General features: G+C 34.8%; 17 protein-coding genes. 7 read left to right on the top strand and 10 right to left on the bottom strand.

All coding sequences use genetic code 11. The features are described from left to right. Window positions 1-220: 220 nt before the first annotated feature. Window positions 221-1573 (top strand): MATE family efflux transporter, encoded by a 1353-nt coding sequence (locus VB776_RS15410; protein ID WP_323697644.1) that lies wholly within the window; start codon window positions 221-223, stop codon window positions 1571-1573. Window positions 1574-1911: 338 nt separating this feature from the next. Here the strand turns inward: VB776_RS15410 and VB776_RS15405 are convergent, their stop codons facing one another. The 3 genes from VB776_RS15405 to VB776_RS15395 form a co-directional block, all read right to left on the bottom strand. Continuing rightward, the gene (locus VB776_RS15405; protein ID WP_323697643.1) at window positions 1912-2445 is read right to left on the bottom strand and encodes a YfiT family bacillithiol transferase; all 534 of its coding nucleotides are present in this window, start codon (window positions 2443-2445) and stop codon (window positions 1912-1914) included. Between the two features lie 162 nt (window positions 2446-2607). Further along, window positions 2608-5415: a leucine--tRNA ligase gene (leuS, locus tag VB776_RS15400; protein WP_323697642.1), complete on the bottom strand. Its 2808-nt coding sequence runs from the start codon at window positions 5413-5415 to the stop codon at window positions 2608-2610. 198 nt (window positions 5416-5613) lie between these two features. After that, entirely contained in the window at window positions 5614-6642 is a 1029-nt protein-coding gene (locus VB776_RS15395) for a GntR family transcriptional regulator (protein WP_323697640.1), read from the bottom strand. 369 nt (window positions 6643-7011) lie between these two features. On the opposite strand from VB776_RS15395, the gene VB776_RS15390 reads away from it, so the two are divergent. After that, window positions 7012-7827: a substrate-binding domain-containing protein gene (locus VB776_RS15390; RefSeq protein ID WP_323697639.1), complete on the top strand. Its 816-nt coding sequence runs from the start codon at window positions 7012-7014 to the stop codon at window positions 7825-7827. Window positions 7828-7910: 83 nt separating this feature from the next. Here the strand turns inward: VB776_RS15390 and VB776_RS15385 are convergent, their stop codons facing one another. Then, a complete protein-coding gene (locus tag VB776_RS15385; RefSeq protein WP_323697638.1) occupies window positions 7911-8528 on the bottom strand; it encodes a hypothetical protein in 618 nt (205 codons plus the stop codon). A gap of 70 nt (window positions 8529-8598) precedes the next feature. Between VB776_RS15385 and VB776_RS15380 the strand changes: the two genes are divergently transcribed. Both VB776_RS15380 and VB776_RS15375 read left to right on the top strand, forming a co-directional pair. Continuing rightward, window positions 8599-9063, top strand: a complete 465-nt coding sequence (locus VB776_RS15380; RefSeq protein WP_323697637.1) for a GNAT family N-acetyltransferase — start codon at window positions 8599-8601, stop codon at window positions 9061-9063. 190 nt (window positions 9064-9253) lie between these two features. Beyond that, window positions 9254-10252, top strand: a complete 999-nt coding sequence (locus tag VB776_RS15375) for a zinc dependent phospholipase C family protein (RefSeq protein ID WP_323697635.1) — start codon at window positions 9254-9256, stop codon at window positions 10250-10252. A 61-nt stretch (window positions 10253-10313) separates the two neighbouring features. On the opposite strand, the gene VB776_RS15370 is transcribed toward VB776_RS15375, so the two are convergent. The 3 genes from VB776_RS15370 to VB776_RS15360 all read right to left on the bottom strand — a co-directional run bounded on the left by VB776_RS15370 (window position 10314) and on the right by VB776_RS15360 (window position 15934). After that, complete coding sequence (locus VB776_RS15370; RefSeq protein ID WP_323697634.1) at window positions 10314-11057, bottom strand: phosphatase PAP2 family protein; 744 nt, start codon at window positions 11055-11057, stop codon at window positions 10314-10316. Window positions 11058-11159: 102 nt separating this feature from the next. Further along, window positions 11160-15239, bottom strand: a complete 4080-nt coding sequence (locus tag VB776_RS15365; protein ID WP_323697633.1) for a two-component regulator propeller domain-containing protein — start codon at window positions 15237-15239, stop codon at window positions 11160-11162. Window positions 15240-15292: 53 nt separating this feature from the next. Next, window positions 15293-15934 carry a hypothetical protein gene (locus VB776_RS15360; RefSeq protein WP_323697632.1) on the bottom strand — a complete coding sequence of 214 codons (642 nt, stop codon included), beginning with the start codon at window positions 15932-15934 and terminating at the stop codon, window positions 15293-15295. A 325-nt stretch (window positions 15935-16259) separates the two neighbouring features. Between VB776_RS15360 and VB776_RS15355 the strand changes: the two genes are divergently transcribed. The 3 genes from VB776_RS15355 to pdxH all read left to right on the top strand — a co-directional run bounded on the left by VB776_RS15355 (window position 16260) and on the right by pdxH (window position 18074). Beyond that, window positions 16260-16766 carry a metallophosphoesterase family protein gene (locus VB776_RS15355; RefSeq protein WP_323697631.1) on the top strand — a complete coding sequence of 169 codons (507 nt, stop codon included), beginning with the start codon at window positions 16260-16262 and terminating at the stop codon, window positions 16764-16766. 128 nt (window positions 16767-16894) lie between these two features. After that, window positions 16895-17206, top strand: a complete 312-nt coding sequence (locus VB776_RS15350) for a LytR/AlgR family response regulator transcription factor (RefSeq protein ID WP_323697630.1) — start codon at window positions 16895-16897, stop codon at window positions 17204-17206. A gap of 223 nt (window positions 17207-17429) precedes the next feature. Continuing rightward, complete coding sequence (gene pdxH, locus VB776_RS15345; RefSeq protein WP_323697628.1) at window positions 17430-18074, top strand: pyridoxamine 5'-phosphate oxidase; 645 nt, start codon at window positions 17430-17432, stop codon at window positions 18072-18074. A gap of 44 nt (window positions 18075-18118) precedes the next feature. On the opposite strand, the gene bshB1 is transcribed toward pdxH, so the two are convergent. The 3 genes from bshB1 to trxB all read right to left on the bottom strand — a co-directional run bounded on the left by bshB1 (window position 18119) and on the right by trxB (window position 21067). After that, window positions 18119-18838, bottom strand: coding sequence for a bacillithiol biosynthesis deacetylase BshB1 (gene bshB1 / locus VB776_RS15340; RefSeq protein ID WP_323697626.1), 720 nt, complete (start codon window positions 18836-18838; stop codon window positions 18119-18121). Window positions 18839-18962: 124 nt separating this feature from the next. Next, complete coding sequence (locus VB776_RS15335) at window positions 18963-19985, bottom strand: peptidoglycan DD-metalloendopeptidase family protein (RefSeq protein ID WP_323697625.1); 1023 nt, start codon at window positions 19983-19985, stop codon at window positions 18963-18965. Between the two features lie 143 nt (window positions 19986-20128). After that, window positions 20129-21067, bottom strand: coding sequence for a thioredoxin-disulfide reductase (gene trxB / locus VB776_RS15330; protein WP_323697623.1), 939 nt, complete (start codon window positions 21065-21067; stop codon window positions 20129-20131). Window positions 21068-21295 lie beyond the last annotated feature (228 nt).

Below are 21295 nucleotides of genomic sequence, written 5' to 3'. Positions count from 1 at the left end.
CTAAACCCATTCATAACTGGGGAATTATTATCAACCAATTTTACCTTATTTTTGACCAAAGAATCAAAAACAAATAATCAATACAAAAAACAACTTACACAAAATTAGGGATAGTGTCTTTTAAGTATATCAATTATTTAGGTTTTAACTTTGTTTAGCATCTACAAAAGCTTTCTCAATCTTTTTTTATTTTATCAACAATCTCATAAAATTTATATCCTTGAAAAATTTATTTAAAAATTACCAACCCGACCTAATTGCTACTTATCGTTTGTCGCTTCCCATCATTGCGGGGCAATTGGGAATAATGATAATGGGTTTGGCTGATACTATTCAAGTGGGTCGGATGGATAAAGGTGCAGTGGAATCTTTGGCTGCCGCCGCTGATGCCAATGGTATTTCGATTAATATTTCCATCATTGGCTATATCTGTTTACAGATTGTTTCGCCAATGGTTGCTCAAGCCAAAGCAGAAAATGATTTTACCAAATGCAATTTATTACTAAGAGCAAGCTTGTGGGTAGCAATATTAATGGGTATTATTTGTGCTGGATTAGTAGTAGCTTTTGGCTTGTATATGGAAATATTAGACCAGCCCAAACAAATCAGAGGACTTACTCAAAACTACCTTTGGATAATTACGGCATCTACAATTTTTTCATTTCTTTTTTCTGCCTTTAAAAGTTTTACGGATGGTTTGTCGTACACCAAAGTAGCGATGAATATCACTTGGACAGCTTTGTTAATCAATGTTATTCTGAATTATTTTTTGATTAATGGTATTTGGATTTTCCCAGAATTAGGTTTGTATGGTGCTGGTTATGCTACTTTTATTTCAAGGATTTATATGCTTATTGCCATTGCTTATTATGTTTTCAATGCTTCATATTTCAAACCTTATTTAGCAATTCAAATTCATAAAAATGAAATATCTAAACTGATTAAAAGTATCTTGAAAGTAGGTGTGCCAAGTGGTTTTCAGGGCTTTTTCGAGATTGCCGCTTTCTATGGTGCTGTTGTAATGATGGGTTGGATAAGTATTCAGCACAAAGCAGCACATCAAGTAGCGATAGGTTTTGTTTCGCTTACTTATATGGCTGCCACTGGAATTGCCACGGCAGGAGGTATCCGAGTTGGGGCAGGAGTAGGGGAAAGAAATCGAACCGCCATCTTTAGAGCTGGAACGGCAGCATTACTTATGGGAGTAAGTTTTATGGGCGTTTGTGGAGTTTTAATGTTGACTTTTAATGACTTTTTTGCGAGTTATGTAAAAGATGAAGGCGTAATTTTATTGGCGGCTCAATTAATTATTTGGGGAGGAATTTTTCAATTATTCGATGGCGTTCAGGCAGTAAGTTTAGGCATTTTACGAGGGGTACAAGATGTAAATGTTCCTACTTTAATTACCATTTTTGCGTATTGGGGTGTGGGTTTACCTTTGTGTTATGTTTTAGGATTTGTTTATGATTTAAAACACGTTGGCATTTGGATTGGGCTAACCATTAGTCTTTTTGCTTCTGCCAGTTTATTAAGCTGGCGATTTTTTAATAAAGTCGGTAAAATGAAATTATAAAATTGCGGTTGAAGTAATAAGTATATTGATACTAAAAACCGTAATTTCCTGCAAAAAAGAAAGAATTTTTATATTCAGAGAAGAGATTTTCTTATTTGAAATAGCAAAATTGCTATCTAAAACCGCAATAATCCGAAGTTTTGATGGGGTTTTGCTGTTGAAAGCCGCAATATTCCGCAAAAAAGTAGAAGTGTTGATACTTGGAGTACCAATTTTCCTACTAAAAGAGGAAAGTTTTCCTCTTTTAGTAGGAAAACTCCTTCAAAAAGGATAAATTTTTATCCTTTTTGAAGGAGTTTTCTATAGAAGACTTTAAAGTTTTTTGTACTAGATACTTTCTATGATTGGGCAACTCCCAGTGCAATTTTAATATGTGCCAAATGATGTTGACTATGCCAAACGCCAATATCAACGGCATCTTTCAAGGTCATGTACATCTTACGTGTTGGGTGATAAAATCCTTTTTGAAAATCTTCTTCCGTCATTTGTTCTAAAAGGTAAGTCCAACGCTGATGAGTACCTGCTAATAAAGTCAAAGAAAAATCAATAGGAGCTGTTTTGGCTTCCTCTAAATTTGCCCAAGCATCTACTTTTCCTACCACAGCTTCTGAATTTACTTCTGTTAGAGCATGTTTAAAACGAACAAAATACAAGACGTGCATATCGGCAACATGGTGAATGATTTGTCTGACCGACCAACTACCTTCACGATATTGTTTCAATAAATCCTCCTCGCTTAATTCAGTACTTACTTCCTTATATTTTGCAGGAATTGTTTTTAACAGAGCTATTTTTTCTTGAATCTCTTCCCAAGTATGTGTTTCTTGAGGAACCCATTTTCCGATGGGATATTGTAAGGCTTGTAATTCCATAAAAAAGATAATTTGATGAAAGGTATATTTTAGTTTTTGAAGTTAAGGAGAAAAAACTAAAAGCACTTGAAGAGATTGTTATTTTTAGAAAACAAAAAATCCTATGAGGTTTCAAAAAACTCATAGGATTCAATAGAATTAAATATTCGTCAATAAATTAGCTTACAAAACTACATTCACAATACGTTTTGGTACAACGATTACTTTTTTAGGAGCTTTACCGTCTAACCATTTTTGTACTACTTCATTAGCTAATACGCCTGCTTCTATATCCGCTGGAATGGAATCGGTTGGGAAAGAGATATTGGCTCTTACTTTTCCGTTGATTGAAATCGGATAATCAAAATTGGCTTCTACCAATAACGAAGCATTGAATTTAGGGAAAGTAGCATAAGAAATTGTTCCAGCTTCGTTACCTAACAATACCCAAAGTTCTTCGGCAATGTGTGGTGTGTATGGCGACATTAAAATGACTAATTCTTGCAAGATTGCTTTCTTAGCACATTTCAATGAACCTAAATCGTTCACACAAATCATCAAAGTAGAAACTACTGTATTGAACGAATAACGCTCTAAATCTTCTTCTACTTTCTTGATACAAGTATGTAAAACTTTCAATTCTGCTGGTGTTGGGGCTTCGTCTTTTACTTTGAAATTCCCCAAATCGTCATAGAACAAACGCCATACTTTTTTGATAAAGCGGAATGAACCGTCGATACCATTGGTATTCCAAGGTTTGGCTTGTTCTAATGGACCTAAGAACATTTCGTACAAACGCAAAGTATCTGCACCAACTTTATCAACTAATACATCTGGATTGACTACGTTGTATTTAGATTTCGACATTTTTTCTACTTCTACACCGCAGATATATTTGCCATCTTCTAAAATAAACTCTGCATTTTCAAAATCTGAACGCCAGTTTTTGAAAGCTGTTACATCTAATACTTCGTTTGAAACAATGTTTACATCCACGTGGATTGGCGTAGTTTCATATTGTTCTTTTAAACCGAATGAAACAAAAACAGGATTTTTACCTTCGCCTACAGATGATTTTACACGATACACAAAATTAGAACGTCCCTGAATCATGCCTTGATTAATCAATTTCTTAGCAAATTCTTCTTCGGGTACTAATCCTAAATCTTTCAAGAATTTATTCCAGAAACGGCTATACAATAAGTGTCCAGTGGCGTGTTCTGAACCGCCTAAGTATAAATCAACTGCTTTCCAGTAATTAATGGCTTCTTGTGAGGCAAATTCTTGCTCGTTTTGAGCATCCATATAACGGTACCAATACCACGACGAACCTGCCCAACCCGGCATGGTTGATAATTCATATTCGTATTCGCCTTTATATTTCCAACCTTCAGCACGTCCTAATGGTGGCTCGCCTGTTTCGGTAGGTAAATATTTATCAATTACGGGTAATTCTAAAGGCAATTCGCTTTCTTCAATCAAATACGGTAAACCGTCTTTAAAGTACGCAGGCACTGGCTCGCCCCAATAACGCTGGCGACTGAATACGGCATTACGCAAGCGATATTGAATTTTACCTTTACCGATGCCTTTTTCTTCCAACCATTTTGTCAAAATTGCCGTAGCTTCTTTGTATTCCATGCCGTCGATAATGCCAGAATTGATGTATTTTCCTTCTTTGGTATTATCGGCTTGTTGGTCAATATCTTTTTGGGCATCCAAAATTGGCACAATTGGTAAATCGAAATGTGTAGCAAAATTCCAGTCACGTTGGTCGCCCGAAGGTACGCCCATTACTGCACCTGTTCCGTAGCCTGCCAAAACATAATCCGCTAAGAAAATCGGTACTTTCTCATCGTTGAATGGATTGATTACGTAGCTACCAGTAAATGCACCCGTTACTTTTTTCACTTCCGACATACGGTCTAATTCCGTTCTTGAAGCTACCCATTTTACGTACTCATCTACTGTGGCTTTTTGTTCTGGGGTTGTCAAGAAAGGAACGTACTCATGTTCTGGAGCAATTACCATAAACGAAACGCCATAAATTGTATCAACACGAGTGGTAAATACTTCAATAAATTCTGGAGCATTTTCTTGAACAGTCGAAGCATCAACTTTAAATTTCACACTTGCACCTGTACTTCTACCAATCCAGTTACGTTGTTGTTCTTTCAAAGCATCCGACCAATCTACTTCGTTCAATCCGTCGATTAATCTATCGGCATAAGCAGTAATACGCATTGCCCACTGCTTCATTTTTTTCTGTTCTACTGGATAACCCCCACGCTCAGAAACGCCATCTTTGATTTCATCATTTGCCAAAACTGTTCCCAAAGCTGGACACCAGTTTACCACAGAATCATCGGGGAAAGTCAAACGGAATTTCAATAACAAAGTTTGTTGCTCTTGTTCGTTCATACCATTCCATTCTTCGGCAGTAAAGTTTGGTGTATCTTCATCGCAAACGGCATTTACGCCTTTGTTGCCCGAAACAGCAAAACGTTCTACTAAAGAAGCAATCGGTAAAGCTTTGTTGGCATCTTTGTCATAATAATGCTTGAACAATTGCATGAAAATCCACTGCGTCCATTTGTAATATTTGGCATCAGAAGTCCGTACTTCACGAGACCAGTCATAACTAAAACCAATTTGTTTTAGCTGACGAATATAAGTAGTAATATTTTCTTCGGTAGTAATAGCAGGATGTTGACCCGTTTGGATAGCATATTGTTCAGCAGGCAAACCGAAAGAATCAAAACCCATTGGATGCAATACATTAAAACCTTTCAAACGTTTGTAACGAGCGATAATGTCGGAAGCAATATAACCAAGCGGATGCCCAACGTGCAAACCAGCACCAGAAGGATAAGGGAACATATCCAACACATAGTACTTTGGTTTATCGTGGTTAATCTCTGTTTTATAGGTTTGGTTTTCTTCCCAAAACTTTCTCCATTTCTGTTCTGTTTCTTTGAAATTGTATTCCATTGCTTGTGGTTTTTGTTGTAGTCATTAACAATAAGTGTGATTGGCTACAAGATATTTTTTTTAGAGTTGCAAAATTACAGGATTTTAACAGAAAAAGAGCCATGAAAACAAAACAACCTTGACTAAAGATAGTCAAGGTTGTAAACAAGGGATAAGATTTTTATCATCTTAGCCTATTTTTCAATTAAAAAAGTTCTTTTAAAGTGATTTTCTTAAAACCATTTCCATCGGTACTTGTACTTGTTGGCGTTTACCGGCTTGGATAATGTTGGCGGCCATTTTCCCAATCTCGGTAGGCTTTGAGGATATTATCGTGATGCCACCGGCTAAAATTTCTTTATAACAATTATCGTTCAAAGAGATTAAACCAATTTCTTTGCCCAATGAAAAATTTTGTTGTTCTGCTGATTTAATAACCGCAACTAAATCAACGTCATCCATGGTCAAGTAAGCATTTCCTTGCATTACTTCTTCATCTTGAAATCCATCCAATACTTGGAAATCGAAATGATTCGTTTCGCAGAAATCTCTAAAACCAGTAATCAATTCAGCGTCGAAGTACTCGTCTTCTGTCAATACCAAATTCAAGGTTTTATATTTCTTGAAATGTTTAATATTCTGTTGCATCACTTGAGCAATCTCATCACCTGAGTTACTCAAAATACTTGAATTCAAACCATGAAGTGATGCTAAAGATTGTTCTAAAAAGATAAGGCGTTCGCCAGAAATCTTTTTCAAACATTTAATGTTTTCTTCACTTTCCTCAATTAAATGAGGCATGATAACATAGTAGTGATAATTGCCAAGATGACTGTTGATGATTTCTCTGAAATTATCACTCTTGTAATTGTAAGTGAAAATATCAACAGTTACATCTTTGTTAGAGGCATTCACAAAAGCATTAAAAATGGCTTTGTTGTTTTCTGTAATTTTCCCAACTAGGAAGAATACTTTCGTTTTGGTTTTTGCTGACTTCCCAGAAATAAAATATCCTTTTCTGAAAATAGAAGTAATTACGCCCAAACGATGGAGTTCTGAATAAGCACGTTCAACAGTATCACGAGACAAGTAGCACTCTTCACTCGCTTCGTTAATGGAAGGAAGGCGTTCACCCGTTTGTAAGTTTCCGCTTTCAATATCAATCAACAAAGTATTTACCAGTTGTTGATATTTTGGTGTTTTTGAATCTTGCTTGTTTTGAGAAAACTCTCTGAATGTCTTTATCATTTTATTGGTTGGATAAAATTGGGTTATTTATATATTGGTAATAGCAGGTAATACGCAAGTGATAAATAATACAATTACATTTTGTTTCAACTGTAATTTTTGACTTTCAAATAAAACGAGTGCTTTGAATGATTTAATTAGTCAAATAAATTATTGAAATAGTGCAGTAATTGTTTCGTAAAATTAGTTGCTAAATGCTTCTGATGGTTAGGACATTTCTTGCAAATGCTGGTATTTATTTTGCAAAACTGTGAAAATGAGTATTTTGTGCCCTGATATGACCTGTCTTTTAGGCTCGGTGTAAAACAGGATATTTAGTTCTTCGGAAATATGTTACTTGGACACAATAAGACAAAAAAGACACTCTCATTGACAGCACAAATAGCCAATTCGCATAAAAGCCTTCAAAAAAAAGAACTGAAAATCCTGATGGTTTTTAGTAGGCTGAACGATTTTAAACATGAAATCTATGATGGTTTTATGAATGAAATTGAAGGGAAAGCTACGGTAGATTTATACATTCATCAGTTCAGTACACAGAACGCTTTTCATTTTGAGAAGGTCATAAAAGAGAAAATCAATCAATATGATTACTTCGCTTTTATGCTTCATGCCAATTGCCCGAACGAGGATTTCCTGAAAACCGTCAACAGTATTCCTGCTGGGAAGTTGATTCTTTTAGAAAAAAGAAATGAATTTATCCGAGGAAATTACGCTTGCGTTTATCAAGATTTTGAGCAAGATATTTACGAAGCTTTGTTCAAAGCGAAGGAAGCCATTATGAAGTACAGTACAATCAATTGTATTATTCAGGAACATTATGCCAACGCTTATTTTGTGATTGAAGGACTAAAGAAGTTTGCTAAAGAACATCAATTGCAGTACAACATTTATTCAGAAGTAGAAGAAAATACGATTAGAAGTAAAGAAGCATACTTGATTCTTTCAGAGAGATATTTGGCAGAAACATTAGTTTGTTGCCAACATAAAAAGATGAAAGTAGGAGAAGATATTGGCATCGTTTCCTATAACGAAACACCAATTAAGGAAATACTTTCTGGAGGAATTACGGTAGTTTCTACCGATCACTTTCAATTAGGAAAAAACGCTGCCGACTTAATTTTGAGTGGCAAAAAAGAACACATCAGAAATCCCTTTGTGTTTATTAGAAGAAATTCTCTTTGAGGAGTTTAATGTTTATGAGTCTATCGTTTATAAGTTTATGAGTAAAAAAAGATTTAAACTCATAAACTTATAAACTCATAAACTCAATTAACACCTAATTCAGTGCCAATCGAAACAATCCATTGGTCGAATAAAGTTTTTTCAATATCACAGGCAATTTTAGCATGCGTTTCCCATTCTGGCGAAAACTCTTTTAATTGCGTAATCATCTCTGCCAAATGTCCTTCTTCTTCCACAATGATAGATTTCATGTTTACTTTAGACGATACTTCATCAAGTAATTCTTGATAAGCAGGATACAATTCGTCGGCTCTTACTTCAATGGCATAAGTAACCAATAGATAAGCGGCATATCTCAAATCACTTCCTGAAAGCTTTAAGCTATTTTTTAAATATCTACAAACCTGAATATCCAAAGTATGTAAATAAGTATAACTCGCAAAAGGAGCGATGAGATATGGGTTTTCGTAGGTTGGGAAATCCGCTATTTTTCCGACCTTCTGAATTTGCTTTTTTAAGTAAAAAGCATGACGTGCTTCTTCGGCTGCGTGCTTCAAAACGATATAAGAAACCTTAGTTTTATCTTCTGAAGCCGATATTTTTCTTGCACCTGTATTCTCCATTAATGAAAGCGTGTTCAAGAATCGAGCGTGAAGAGAATCGTTAGCAATGATGTTTCGGAATATTTCTTGTAATTTCATACCCAAAATTAGTAAGTGATTTTCATTCAATTTTTTTTATTCTTAATTATTTACTCACAAAATTAAAAATATGCAATTCCATTATGTGAATTACTCACCTGAGGAATTAGATGAAGTAAGAAAAATCTTTATAGAATATGCTGAATATTTGAAGATAGACCTTTGTTTTCAACATTTTGAAGAAGAACTTCAATCTTTATCAACAGTATATGCAACTCCCAAAGGCTGTATCATTCTTGCCAAAATCAATCAGGAAATTGTAGGTTGCGCTGCACTAAAGCCCATTGCTGATGGCGTTTGTGAAATGAAACGTCTTTATGTAAAACCTACAGCCAGAGGACATAAAGTAGGTAGAAAATTGGTGGAAGAACTAATCTCTTTCGCCCAAAAAGTTAATTATCAAACCATGAAGTTGGATACATTAACCAGTTTGACGGAAGCTATCGCTTTGTATCGTTCTTTTGGGTTTAAAGAAACATCAGCTTATGTTTATAATCCTTTGGATGAAGTACTCTATTTTGAATTAACCTTTTAAAAAGTAATTTGTTACTAAAATCTGAAAGAATTAACTAATACTTAAATCATCAAGTTGATAAAACAATCTCTTTAGTTCTATCTTTGCCTTGATTAATTTCAGTTAATTTAATCTGAAATCAAAGCGTTGCTAATTAACAAATCCTAATTCATAATCAATTCACTAATTTTTCATCAGCAAAACTAAATTCATGAAACAACTACCAAAACTTAATGTAATCCTTGCTCTTTTAATTTTAATTGGCTGTTGCTCTTGGGGCTTTTTAGGTCACAAAACCATTCATCAAATTACGGCTTATGCTTTGCCTAAGAAATTATCAACCTTTTTTATGAAGAATGAGGACTACATGGTTTATAATTCCGTTCGTCCAGACGTTCGTAGAAATACAGATAAAACAGAAGCTCCCAAACACTTTATTGATTTAGATGCACCAATTTATGGTGAAGATCCTTTAAATGCTATTCCGCAAGATTGGGATTCGGCTGTAAAGAAATATACTGTCGATACTCTGAAAGAATATGGTACTTTACCCTGGGTAGTTGTAGATATGCAAGAGAAATTGACCAATGCTTTCCGTAGTAAAATGAAAGACAGTATTTTGTTTTATGCAGCAGATTTAGGACATTATATTTCAGATGCTCACGTGCCTTTACACACAAGTTATAATTATGATGGACAATTGACTAACCAAAAAGGACTACATTCTCTTTGGGAGACGGCAGTGCCAGAAATGAATATAGAAAGTTATAATCTTCATACAAAACATAAAGCTAAATACATTAAAGACCCATTGGCAGAGATTTGGAAAAAAATCGCAGCAACCAACAAATTATTAGATGGCGTTTTCAAAGAAGAAATCAATGCTAGTGTTGGTTTTACTGAAGAAAGAAAATTTAAACGTTCTGAACGTTTTGGGCAAATGAGAAAGAATTACACAGGAGAATTTGCCAAGGCTTACGGAGAACGTTTAGGAAATACTGTCAACAATCAGATGATATTATCAAGCGAAAGCGTTGCAGATTTTTGGTACACCGCTTGGGTAAATGCTGGCAAACCTGATTTATCTGATTTAGAAACAGTTTCCAAAGAAGATAAAGTTAAATTTAAAACAGCCATCAAAGCTTGGAAAAATAACGAACTTATCAAGCAAGGTTTGTTACAATCACGAAAAGGGAAGAGAGAGGAGTAAACAAAAAAGCTCTTGGCTGATTTCAGTCAAGAGCTTTTTTGTTTTGAATCTTTCTATAAAATTAAAATCCAATCACCAAATTTCCACCAACTGTTCTGCCATCATAAATAGGAGTAAAGGCGATTTTAGATGGATTATTACTTTGCTTTTTACCTAATTTCTCTTTCAACCAAGGATAAATCACATAAGCGGCTTTCCCTGAAAGAATACCAATCCCCGCACCAACCACTACATCCGAAAACCAGTGACGATTGTTCATGACTCTTAATGCACCTGTAGCAGTTGCTACTGAATAAGCCCCAATTCCATACCAAATACTTTCATCATTATATTCTTGAGCCACTATTGTTGCCCCCAAAAAAGCATTTGCCGTATGACCAGAAGGAAAGGAATCTTGCCCAGAAAGATCGGGGCGAAGTATTTTGGTGGTATGTTTTAAACTAAATACTGTACCCGACATGACTGCTGCCCCGATGAATAAAACACCCATACGGTCACTAAAGCTATGTTTTGCCTTTACGCCTACAAGGTCTAAACCGACATAAGCAGCATAAGGAGCATATTGAATAATATCATCAACATTGGTTTCAAAGTTCTTGTAGTATTTATCATGCCATTCTAGTTGTTCTTGTTTTAAACCAAAACTTTTCAGCAGATAACCTCCAGAAAGTAATGCCGCAGGAACAATTAATTGCTTGACAGTAAGTTTACTGAAGGTTGAATCTCTTTGTTGTGATAAGGCAGTTGTACAAAAGCTAAAACATACAAAAAAGTAAAGAATAATGTTCTTTTTGGAATTCATCATTATACGGAAATGTTTGGTGCTAAGCACGATTATAGCGAATAATCTAATTAGGGTAATACAAAAAACTTGATAAAAAAGAAGCAAATTGATAATAACCAGTCATTATAAAGTCGATTTTTCAAGATACTCTGATGGAGATTTGCCAAACTCTTTCTTAAAGATACGAGTAAAATAAGAAGGGTCGTTAAACCCAACTTTATAAGCAATTTCTGCAATTGTAAAGCTTTCTGTTTCAAGTAATTGTACCGCTTTTTTTAAACGCACATTCTTGATGAATTCGTTACCAGAAAAGTTGGTTAAACTTTTTAGTTTGCGGTACAATTGCATAGTACTCATGTTGAGTTCTCTTTCTAAGAAAGCAATATCCAAAGAAGTATTCATCATGTTTTCTTCCACGATTCTTACTGCTTTTTCTAAGAAGTGTTCATCAGAAGAATTTAGAGTAATTTCTTTTGGATTTACTTTGATTTCTTTGCTGAATCGTTCTCTTAATTTTTTTCTACTTTCAAGTAAATTTTTTACTCTTGCTGCTAATAAATTAGCATTAAAAGGTTTGGTGATATAATCATCCGCACCGATTTCCAAACCAGCCAATTTACTATCATTGCTTCCTCTTGAAGTAAGAATGATAACAGGAATATGACTCGTACTTTCTTTTAATTTGATATGCTCGCACAATTCTCCACCTGTCATTTCAGGCATAATCCAGTCAGAAATAATCAAATCAGGTACTTGTTCTATCGCAATATCAAGGGCTTTTTTACCATTGCTTGCTTCAATCACATTGAAATTGTCAACGAAAATCTCTTTGATATAATTGCGTAAATCGTCGTTATCTTCTGCAATTAATAAAAGTGGTGCATTCTTTTTGGATGTTCCATGCTGTTGATTTTCAGTAGCATTATCATGAATATTGATTGGTACTATTTCTGGAGTAATTTCATTTTCATGAATCCAATTACTGTCATAAGCGTTTTTATCAATCGGTAAATGAACGGTGAAAGTACTTCCTTTTCCCAAACGACTGCTTACCAAAATCTCACCACGATGTAATTCAATCAATTCCTTGCACAAAGCCAAACCTACGCCAGTACCAACTACGTGTTTTTGTGGGTCTTTGCCATGAATTTGGTAAAAACGGTTGAATACATTTTGTAGATTTTTACTGTCGATTCCAATGCCTGTATCGCTTACGGCAATGATGATTCGCTGATTATCTGCTGGATTTACAGATACTTTTACCGTGATTTCGCCATGATTATCCGAAAATTTAAAGGCATTCGACAATAAATTGGTAACTATTTTCTCTAAAATATCAGTATCAAAATAAGCTAAAATGTAAGGAGTAGAAGGTTGAAAGTTCAGTTTGATATTTTTCTGTTCTGCCAAAGCTCTAAAAGATTCTGTGATTTGTTGCACAAAATCAACCACATCGTTTTGAGTAATCTCTGGCGAAAGTTTTCCTGCTTCTAATTTCGATAAATCTAATAATTGATTAATCAGCTTTTGTAATTGCTTGGCATTTCTGTAAATCGATTCTGTTCTTTTGCGTTGTGCTTCAGGAATATCTTTGTTTTCTGATAAATACTTTTCTAAAGGACTGATAATTAGCGTTAAAGGTGTTCTGAATTCATGAGAAATATTGGTAAAGAAATTCGTCTTGAGCGTATCTAATTCCTGAATTTGTTCTTTTTCTCTTTCCTGTAATTCTATGTCTAATTTCAAACGTTCACGAACCAGCACGGTTCTTCTTAAAGAGTAAAGTCCAACGCCAATAATAATGACATAAAAGAAATAAGCCCACCAAGTATTATACCAAGGTGGCAAAATGGTTATGTGTAAAAGGGCTTCTCTTTGTGTCCAAACGCCATCATTATTAGTTGCTTTTACCCGAAATAAATAATCGCCCGGATTTAAGTTGGTATAATTGGCTGTTCTTTGAGTGCCTATATAATTCCATTCTTTATCGAAACCTTGGAGTACATAAGCGTATTGGTTGTTCTTGAATTGTTGGAAATCCAAAGCAGTGAAATCTATTGAAAATACATTTTGGTCAGCTTCCAATGTTAATTCTTCTGTCTGAGAAATATCTTGTAGTAAAGGAGATTTTTTCTGACCAACCATCACTGGCTTATTAAATAATTTCAGTCCTGTAAGATATACATTCGGTACTTTGTTACTTTCTACAAGGCTATCTGGATGAAAAATATTAAGCCCTTCTGTCCCGCCAAAAAATATTTCTCCACGGTTATTTTGTGCATAAGCATTCAGTAAAAACTCAGAACCTTGGAGTCCATCGGCTTTTGTATAATTCTTGAATGAATTGCTATAATTAATAAATTGCGAAATGCCCTGATTGGTTGATAACCATAAGTGATGATGGCTATCTTCCACAATGCCTTTGATGGTATTATTGGGTAAGCCATCTTTTGTTCTCCAAACTTTAAAAGTTCTTGTTGCAGGTTGATACAAATTTAAACCACCACCATTTGTGCCAATCCAAATTTGTTTACGTGAATCTTGGAATATTTTATTGATTTGGTTCGCACTTAATCCATCCGAACGATTAGACTTTTTGATGTGTACAATTCTTCTTTTGATAGGGTCATAACAGAAAATACCATTATTGTAAGTACCAATCCAAAGTGTGCCATTTTCTTCTTCTAAAATAGAATTGATGTGCATTCCCAATAAAATACCTTTTCTGTTGAGGTCTGGTACTGGATTAAATTCTCCTGTTTGTTTATCGAAAAGTAAAATACCTTCTTCCTGCGTACCAACCCAAACTTTTTTGGGTTTGATAGAAGGGCTTAAACAAGTAAGATGAGTAGTATTACTTCCGTCGTCGTAAGGAAAAAGCGTAAAGGAATTACTTCCTTTTTTCATGATTCTAAGTCCGATTTCCCAAGTAAGTACCAACAGGTCGCCATCACGGTCATAATATAAATTATTGATGTCGTTGGTACTGGTTGTCAGAAAAGAAGGATTAATAAAATAATGCGAGAAAGTATTTTTAGCTCTATCAAAAAGTGTTAATCCGTTATTACTACCAATCCACACACGATTTGGGTCGCTTTCACAAGCAATTGCCGTTACTTTATCTCTTAATAAGTTTTGGGTTGAATTTACTTTATGACGATACAGTTTGAAATTATTACGATGTCTGTAATGTACATTTAGTCCTGCTTCCCAAGTACTTATCCACACATTATTGTCACGATCTACAAAAATACTTTGGATAGCATGAGAACTCAAACCTGTTTCTGAATCAGGATTTGATTCTATATAAGTAAGTTGAGAGAAATTATTGTTTCTCACTAAAAATACACCATTGTCTGTTCCAACCCATAGTACACCGTCTTTATCATAAACCAAATCCATAATCAAATTAGCTCTGTTAATTTGATTTGGATTATACATAATTTGTGTAAACTGATTGGTTCGTGGGTCTAAACGATATAAACCATTACCACGAGTACCTACCAAAATATTTCCTTGTGGGTCTTCTACAAAACAAGTAATTTGGTTTTTACGTGGAGGTAAATTACTTTGAAGCCTAACCGTATTTGCACGATTATTTTTATCAATATGGGTAATTACGCCATAATGTCCGCCTAACCAAAGGGTATTTTTCTTGTCTTGATAAACTAAAGAAATATCGTTGGTCGTCAGTAATTCAGATTCTACCAAACGCCATTTGATGGTTTTCTGCTGATTATCAAAACAAAGTAAACCATAGCCATAAGTAGAAACCCAAATCTTATTATCAGGTGTAGCGATAATAGAAGAAATACTCAGTCCACCGATACTGGTTTTATCATCGGCTTGTTTGAAATGTATAAAATTTCCTGTGGTTTTGTCTAGCTTATTGATACCTCCATCAAAAGTACCCACCCAAAGGTTTCCCTCTTGGTCTTCTGTAATACATGAAATCGTACTGCTACTGATGGAATTTGGGTCGTTTGAGATATGTCTGTAAACAGTAAATTGGTAGCCATCGTACTTGTTTAATCCATCTTTGGTGGCAAACCAAATGAAGCCCCGTTTATCTTGAAAGATTTTGCCAACCGTACTTTGTGATAAACCTCTTTGTGTACTAATACGGCTAAATTTCAGTTGTGCCACCAAAGGAGTGAACCAACTGCAACAGATTAACAATATGAGTACAATGCGTAATTTCATCAAAAAATAATCTTCCTCATGCAATTTAGGAAAATTTCAATAAAAGCTTGTTTTTAATTAACAGAATGGTACAACAGAAAACTTAGTAAACGTTCGTAAGTAAGTAGTTCGTCGGGACTCGCACCGATGTTTCTTAAAATATCTCTGTGTTTGTTCGATAAATCCAAAAAGTGTTTGTCATGCGTTAGTCTCGCCGTAATGATTCCTTTATAACTACGATGTAATTGATTGTATAAATACTTACAAGGTTTTGAAAGATGTAGATTGAAAATACTATTCAACGCCACCAAACTATCCGACTCATTCATAAATGGAAAACCTCTTTGTTCTAGAAACTCTTTTACTATTTCACAAACATCATCCAAATCGTTTTCGTTGAATATTTTGTATTTAAAATATTTAGCATCATTAAACTTTCCGATTGAAATCACCAAAGTATTTGAATCTAACCAAAAATCACGAGTGTTTCCGATAAACTGTTGGGCAATTTGTTCTACTTGGTTGTTTCTACAACCAATATTTACTTCTAACCAAGTTTCATTTTGATAGGGCGTTGCCGTAAAAATTACGTTCTGAAAGCCCGTTGGAGTCACTTTGCGAAATTGTTTTTTATCTGCCAATAACACAAAATTGTGATTACTGAAAAACGGTTCTAGTTTTTCATAAAGAGTGGTTTCAAATGGTTTCACTGGCATAAAGCAACAATTTTTTGTTATCGTTTTTATTTCTCTTCGTGTAAATCTTGAAATATTTAACTAGCGTGCTATCAATTTTTATTAGCATCTGTAAGATAAACGAATTTATGGTGTGAATTAGAATGTGTTTTTCAGTTTTAAACCATAACTGCTAATCGCTCAAAATTCATCACTCTTACTTATTCAACTATCTTTGTGCTAGCATACAATTTTAATAACAAAATACAAATATACAGTTTCAAGATATTCTAATGTGTAACATAAATTACTGACGAATGTTTTCTATGTATTCAAAACGGAAGTTTTACTTGACTTAGTGAAAATTATGCAAAAAATTTTAATTATTTCAGATACTCACAGTTTTCTTGATGAACGTCTTTTGCCTCATCTTGATTGGTGCGACCACATTTGGCATGCTGGCGACTGGGGTTCGGTTGAACTTTCGGATACTTTAGAAGCCATGAAGCCCATTGAAGGCGTTTATGGTAATATTGATAATGCTACACTCAGACAAATGTATACTAAAATTAATCATTTTACTTGTGAAGAACTAAGTATCGGAATGACGCACATTGCGGGTGCTCCATCCAAATACAAACCCGATGCACTTGAATGTTTTGCCATTAAAACGCCTGATATTTTTGTCTGCGGACATTCGCATATATTACAAGTAAAAAGAGATTTATCCAGAAATGGAATGCTTTTTATCAATCCCGGTGCGGCAGGAACACATGGTTTTCATAGTGTGCAAACAGCAATTAAATTAAAAATTGATGGGAAAAGAATTTTTGAAGTAGAAGTAATTGAGATGAGTAGGAGGGTGAAGGGCTAGGAAGTTTACATCAACTTTTGTGTTAAATACGGGTTAAATACGGTGTCTTTTACCGTATTTAGCACATTGTTCAAATTGTTTTTTAGTAGGAATATTGTTGCGTGAAATCCTCCTAATAGAATAATGCCATGATACCGCAACACATCTTCCAAGTTCAATTCAAATTGGGTAAAAGAGCTACTTTTTTTGCCAATGATATTATCTTTTTTGAAGGTGAAATTAATTATACTCGCATCCATTTTACGATGGGTAAAACTAGACTTATCTCCAAAACGTTGTCGAATGTTGAAGAAAGAGTAAATGCGGATTGCTTTCTTAGAATCAACCGAAAGTATTTAGTCAATCAAAAATTTATCAGTAAAATCGGAAGGAAATCAATTGTACTTTTGGATGGAAGAATCCTTCCTATTTCAAGAAGAAAGCGTTTAAATTTGACATAATTGATAATGTCTAATCCCAATTTGATTTACTGCAATAACTTTCGTCATTGTGGCTTTGGTTTATTTTCCCGAAATTGTGCTTTAGTAATTCGATTGCTTTTATTCGTTTTTGTTCTTAATGATTATTTGTAAAATATCATTGAGAACGATAGGAGAGAAGTATTTCGAAAATATCAAGAGCATAAACTAAAATTTGGCTAGCAAGTACTTAGCCGACCCAACCATGGCACAAATCGATATTGCTGCACTTCGAGAAAATTATAGCAAAGGCAGTTTAGACGTTCAAGACGTACATGTTTCTCCGATAGAACAATTTCACAAATGGTTTCATGAAGCCATTGAAAGTAAATTACCAGAGCCAAATGCTATGGTGATTTCAACGGTTTCCAATGATGGTAAACCTTCAGCAAGAGTCGTATTGCTGAAAGGTTTTGATACAGGTTTTACTTTCTTTACAAATTATTTAAGTAGAAAAGGAACGGAATTGGCTGAAAACCCTAATGCTTGTATTACTTTCTTTTGGGTGGAATTAGAACGACAAGTAAGAATTGAAGGAATAATTGAGAAAGTAAGCGCTGAGGAATCTGATGCTTATTTCCAAAGCCGACCTGTTGGAAGCCAAATTGGTGCGTGGGTTTCTAATCAGAGTATGGTGATTGAAAATCGTGAAGTATTAGAAGAAAGAGAGCAACATTTAAAAGATAAATTTGGGAATAATCCAATTCCTCGTCCACCACATTGGGGCGGCTATCGTTTGATTCCTACTTATGTAGAATTTTGGCAAGGTCGCCCGTCGAGATTACACGATAGAATTGCTTATACTAAACTAGAAGAACAGACTTGGAAGATAGAAAGGTTATCTCCATAAAAAAGCGAGGGTGTGATTTTAATCAAAATCACACCCTCGCTTTTTTATTTCAAATGGAATAAATCTGTAACTCCAATTTTTTTGTAAGAAGTATAACCTTCGCCAAATTCTGCACCAATACTATGTCCCATTTCACGATTGCGAGCTTCCACAAACTTTAAGAAAGCAGGAGAACTAAGATAAGAATCTGGATCTTTTGAATTTGGGTCATAAAACTGACTTCTAAAAGCTCTGATAGAATCTTCTTTTTGTTGCCAATAAGCAGAAATATCAACGACGAAATCTGGATTTATATAACGGTCTTGAATATAATGATAAACATTTTTTGGTCGCCAAGCTTGCTGTGCTGTTCCATCATCTTCAAGCGTTTCAACCATTCTTAAACCAGATTTAAAACAAGCATCTACCGCTAATTCACAACCTTTGATATGGTCTGGATGACGGTCGTTAATAGCATTGGCTAATACAATTTCAGGTTGATAGCGTCTGATTACTCTGATTAGTTTCATCAAATGTTCTTCATCATTCACAAAGAAACCATCTCTAAAACCTAGATTTTCACGGGCATGAACACCTAAAATTCTAGTAGCTTCTGCTGATTCTGCCAAACGAATTTCTGGAGTACCTCTCGTTCCTAATTCGCCACGTGTAAAATCTACAATGCCAACTTTTTTCCCTTGAGCTATTTGCATGCAAATTGTTCCAGCACAACCAAGTTCGGCATCGTCAGGATGTGCCGCCATTACCAAAATATCTAACTTCATCGTAAAATCTAAATTCTTATTGCTGAATTGAAAACCTTTGCAATTTAAGAAGGAATTTGAGCTAAAAAACAAAAGCACCAACAGATTTTGGTTTTATTGGTGCTTTTGTTCAAAATGTAAAATATTAATGAATTCTTAATCTTCTTCCGATTCTTAAATTAGCAGAAATTCTCATTCCATTCATTCTTGCTAATTTTTCTACTGAAATCCCAGCTCTGTTTGCAATCGAATATAATGAATCTCCAGAACGAACGGTTGTCCAAGCGGTACGACGAGTCTGAACTTTTCTAGCACTTGAACCATACTCGTTATCTAAAGTAAGTCCATAAGTATCAAAAACTCTTGCTGAAATCAATACGTGGTCTGAAACAGGTTCTGTTCTTTCTCCTGCAAAATTAAACACATAAATCGCTGGATTGAATGGGTTTCCTTCATAACGAGTTTCAAAGTGCAAATGTGAACCAGTACTTCTACCAGTACTTCCACCTAAACCAATTTGGTCGCCAGCTTTTACATAAGCACCAGACTCAAAGTTTTTTGATGAAAGGTGACCATAAAGTGTTTCTAAACCATTGTAATGACGAACTACTAAAAACTTTCCGTATCCGCCACCATCATAACCCGATACTCTGACGATGCCATCGAATGCAGCGTAAACAGGGTCGCCAGTTTCTAAATCTAAATCAACACCCGAGTGCATTCTTCCCCAACGTGGGCCAAAAACTGAGGTCAATTTTGGTGCATTATTTGGTACAGACCAGTATTTTCCTTGTTCTTTATTGTATAATTCAATATCTACAACATCATCAAAATCTTTTGGGTTGATGCCGTAAGGGTCAATATTTGTTGCATCCCAAATAGAAAAATAAGTAGCTACTGATACAAAATCATCACTTCCTTCTGTTCTATTTTCTTCTTCGATTTCTACAATGAGTGGTTCTCTTTCATCTACAGAGGTGGTATCAAAAATACTTATCGAGCCATTGAGTTCTTTAGCAGGTTCGAATTTGGATGAAGCTGTAATTGCTGATGAAGTTGAAACTGGTTCAGGAACATAATCAGTCCTGAATTGCAGTTTTGGCAATTCATCTAATGCTTCGTCTAAATTTTTAGTGCTTTTATCTTTTGAATTTGATTTCACATTCATCTTTGGGTTTTTCTTAAAACTCCCTGATTCTTGTGAAAAAGAAATAAAAGATACTGAACAAAATACTAAGACTAATAGATTTTTAACTGTATTCATCTGTAAAAAAATTAATGAAAGAGAGGAGATGCAATCAAAATGTTTTGTTAGTGTAATTCATTTTCTGCTAACCATCTTTCTGCATCTAAAGCTGCCATACAGCCAGTTCCTGCAGCGGTAATAGCTTGACGATAAATATTGTCTTGCGCATCACCAGAAGCAAATACTCCAGCAATATTAGTACGACTAGAGCCTTTTTCTGTAATAATATATCCTGCATCATCCATATCCAAGAAACCCTTGAAAATGTCTGTATTGGGTTTATGACCAATCGCTACAAAGAAACCTGTTACTGGCAATTCGGTAGTTTCACCAGAAACATTGTTTTTAATTCTTACGCCAGTTACTCCGCCATCGTCGCCTAAAACTTCGTCTGTAGATGAATTCCAGTGCATTTGAATTTTTGGATTTGAAGTAACTCTTTTTTGCATGATTTGCGAAGCACGTAATTCATCACGACGTACAATCATGTGTACTTTTGAACAAAGATTCGCTAAATAAGTTGCTTCTTCAGCGGCAGTGTCGCCACCACCTACGATTGCTACTTCTTGATTACGAAAAAAGAAACCATCACAAACTGCACAAGCCGATACACCACGACCATTGAAAGCTTGTTCTGAAGGTAATCCTAACCATTTTGCTGAAGCACCTGTAGAAATGATAACGGCATCAGCCAAAATTTCGTGTGTATCGTCAACTAAAACTTTTTTAGGACTTACAGAAAAATCAACGGAAGTTACCATTCCATAACGAACATCTGCACCAAATCTGCGAGCCTGTTTTTCAAGGTCTTGCATCATTTCTGATCCTTGGATTCCGTCTGGATAACCAGGGAAGTTTTCTACATCATTGGTTATTGTTAATTGTCCACCTGGTTGTGGACCTTGATACATTATTGGTGTCAATCCTGCACGTGAAGCGTAAATTGCTGCGGTGTAACCCGCTGGTCCTGAGCCTATAATAAGGCATTTGGTATGCTCTGCCATTGTTAAATTAATACTTTTTTACTTAATTTTTGTAATGTCTTTTCTTGTTTGTTAGTTATGACCAGAACAAAAATTTATACGTAAAAATTGCAGATTAAATCCAGAATGACAAGATTTATTCTAGGACTAATAATTGGTTGGTAGTTAACTTGTTGAATTACAGAGGTGTATGTGGGATTCAAGCGATTTCTTGTCTTTTAAAATCATCTACAAAAATGCTTATTTAGT

Source organism: Arcicella gelida (genome assembly GCF_034931025.1).
Classification (GTDB): domain Bacteria; phylum Bacteroidota; class Bacteroidia; order Cytophagales; family Spirosomataceae; genus Arcicella; species Arcicella gelida.
This window is presented reverse-complemented; position numbering and strand designations above follow the sequence as displayed.

Bases quoted from the DNA above. Each gene is read 5' to 3' on its own strand.
- VB776_RS15405 (WP_323697643.1), bottom strand. From the start codon at position 2,445: ATGGAATTACAAGCCTTACAATATCCCATCGGAAAATGGGTTCCTCAA.
- leuS (WP_323697642.1), bottom strand. From the start codon at position 5,415: ATGGAATACAATTTCAAAGAAACAGAACAGAAATGGAGAAAGTTTTGG.
- VB776_RS15395 (WP_323697640.1), bottom strand. From the start codon at position 6,642: ATGATAAAGACATTCAGAGAGTTTTCTCAAAACAAGCAAGATTCAAAA.
- VB776_RS15385 (WP_323697638.1), bottom strand. From the start codon at position 8,528: ATGAAATTACAAGAAATATTCCGAAACATCATTGCTAACGATTCTCTT.
- VB776_RS15380 (WP_323697637.1), top strand. From the start codon at position 8,599: ATGCAATTCCATTATGTGAATTACTCACCTGAGGAATTAGATGAAGTA.
- VB776_RS15375 (WP_323697635.1), top strand. From the start codon at position 9,254: ATGAAACAACTACCAAAACTTAATGTAATCCTTGCTCTTTTAATTTTA.
- VB776_RS15370 (WP_323697634.1), bottom strand. From the start codon at position 11,057: ATGATGAATTCCAAAAAGAACATTATTCTTTACTTTTTTGTATGTTTT.
- VB776_RS15365 (WP_323697633.1), bottom strand. From the start codon at position 15,239: ATGAAATTACGCATTGTACTCATATTGTTAATCTGTTGCAGTTGGTTC.
- VB776_RS15360 (WP_323697632.1), bottom strand. From the start codon at position 15,934: ATGCCAGTGAAACCATTTGAAACCACTCTTTATGAAAAACTAGAACCG.
- VB776_RS15355 (WP_323697631.1), top strand. From the start codon at position 16,260: ATGCAAAAAATTTTAATTATTTCAGATACTCACAGTTTTCTTGATGAA.
- VB776_RS15350 (WP_323697630.1), top strand. From the start codon at position 16,895: ATGATACCGCAACACATCTTCCAAGTTCAATTCAAATTGGGTAAAAGA.
- pdxH (WP_323697628.1), top strand. From the start codon at position 17,430: ATGGCACAAATCGATATTGCTGCACTTCGAGAAAATTATAGCAAAGGC.
- bshB1 (WP_323697626.1), bottom strand. From the start codon at position 18,838: ATGAAGTTAGATATTTTGGTAATGGCGGCACATCCTGACGATGCCGAA.
- VB776_RS15335 (WP_323697625.1), bottom strand. From the start codon at position 19,985: ATGAATGTGAAATCAAATTCAAAAGATAAAAGCACTAAAAATTTAGAC.
- trxB (WP_323697623.1), bottom strand. From the start codon at position 21,067: ATGGCAGAGCATACCAAATGCCTTATTATAGGCTCAGGACCAGCGGGT.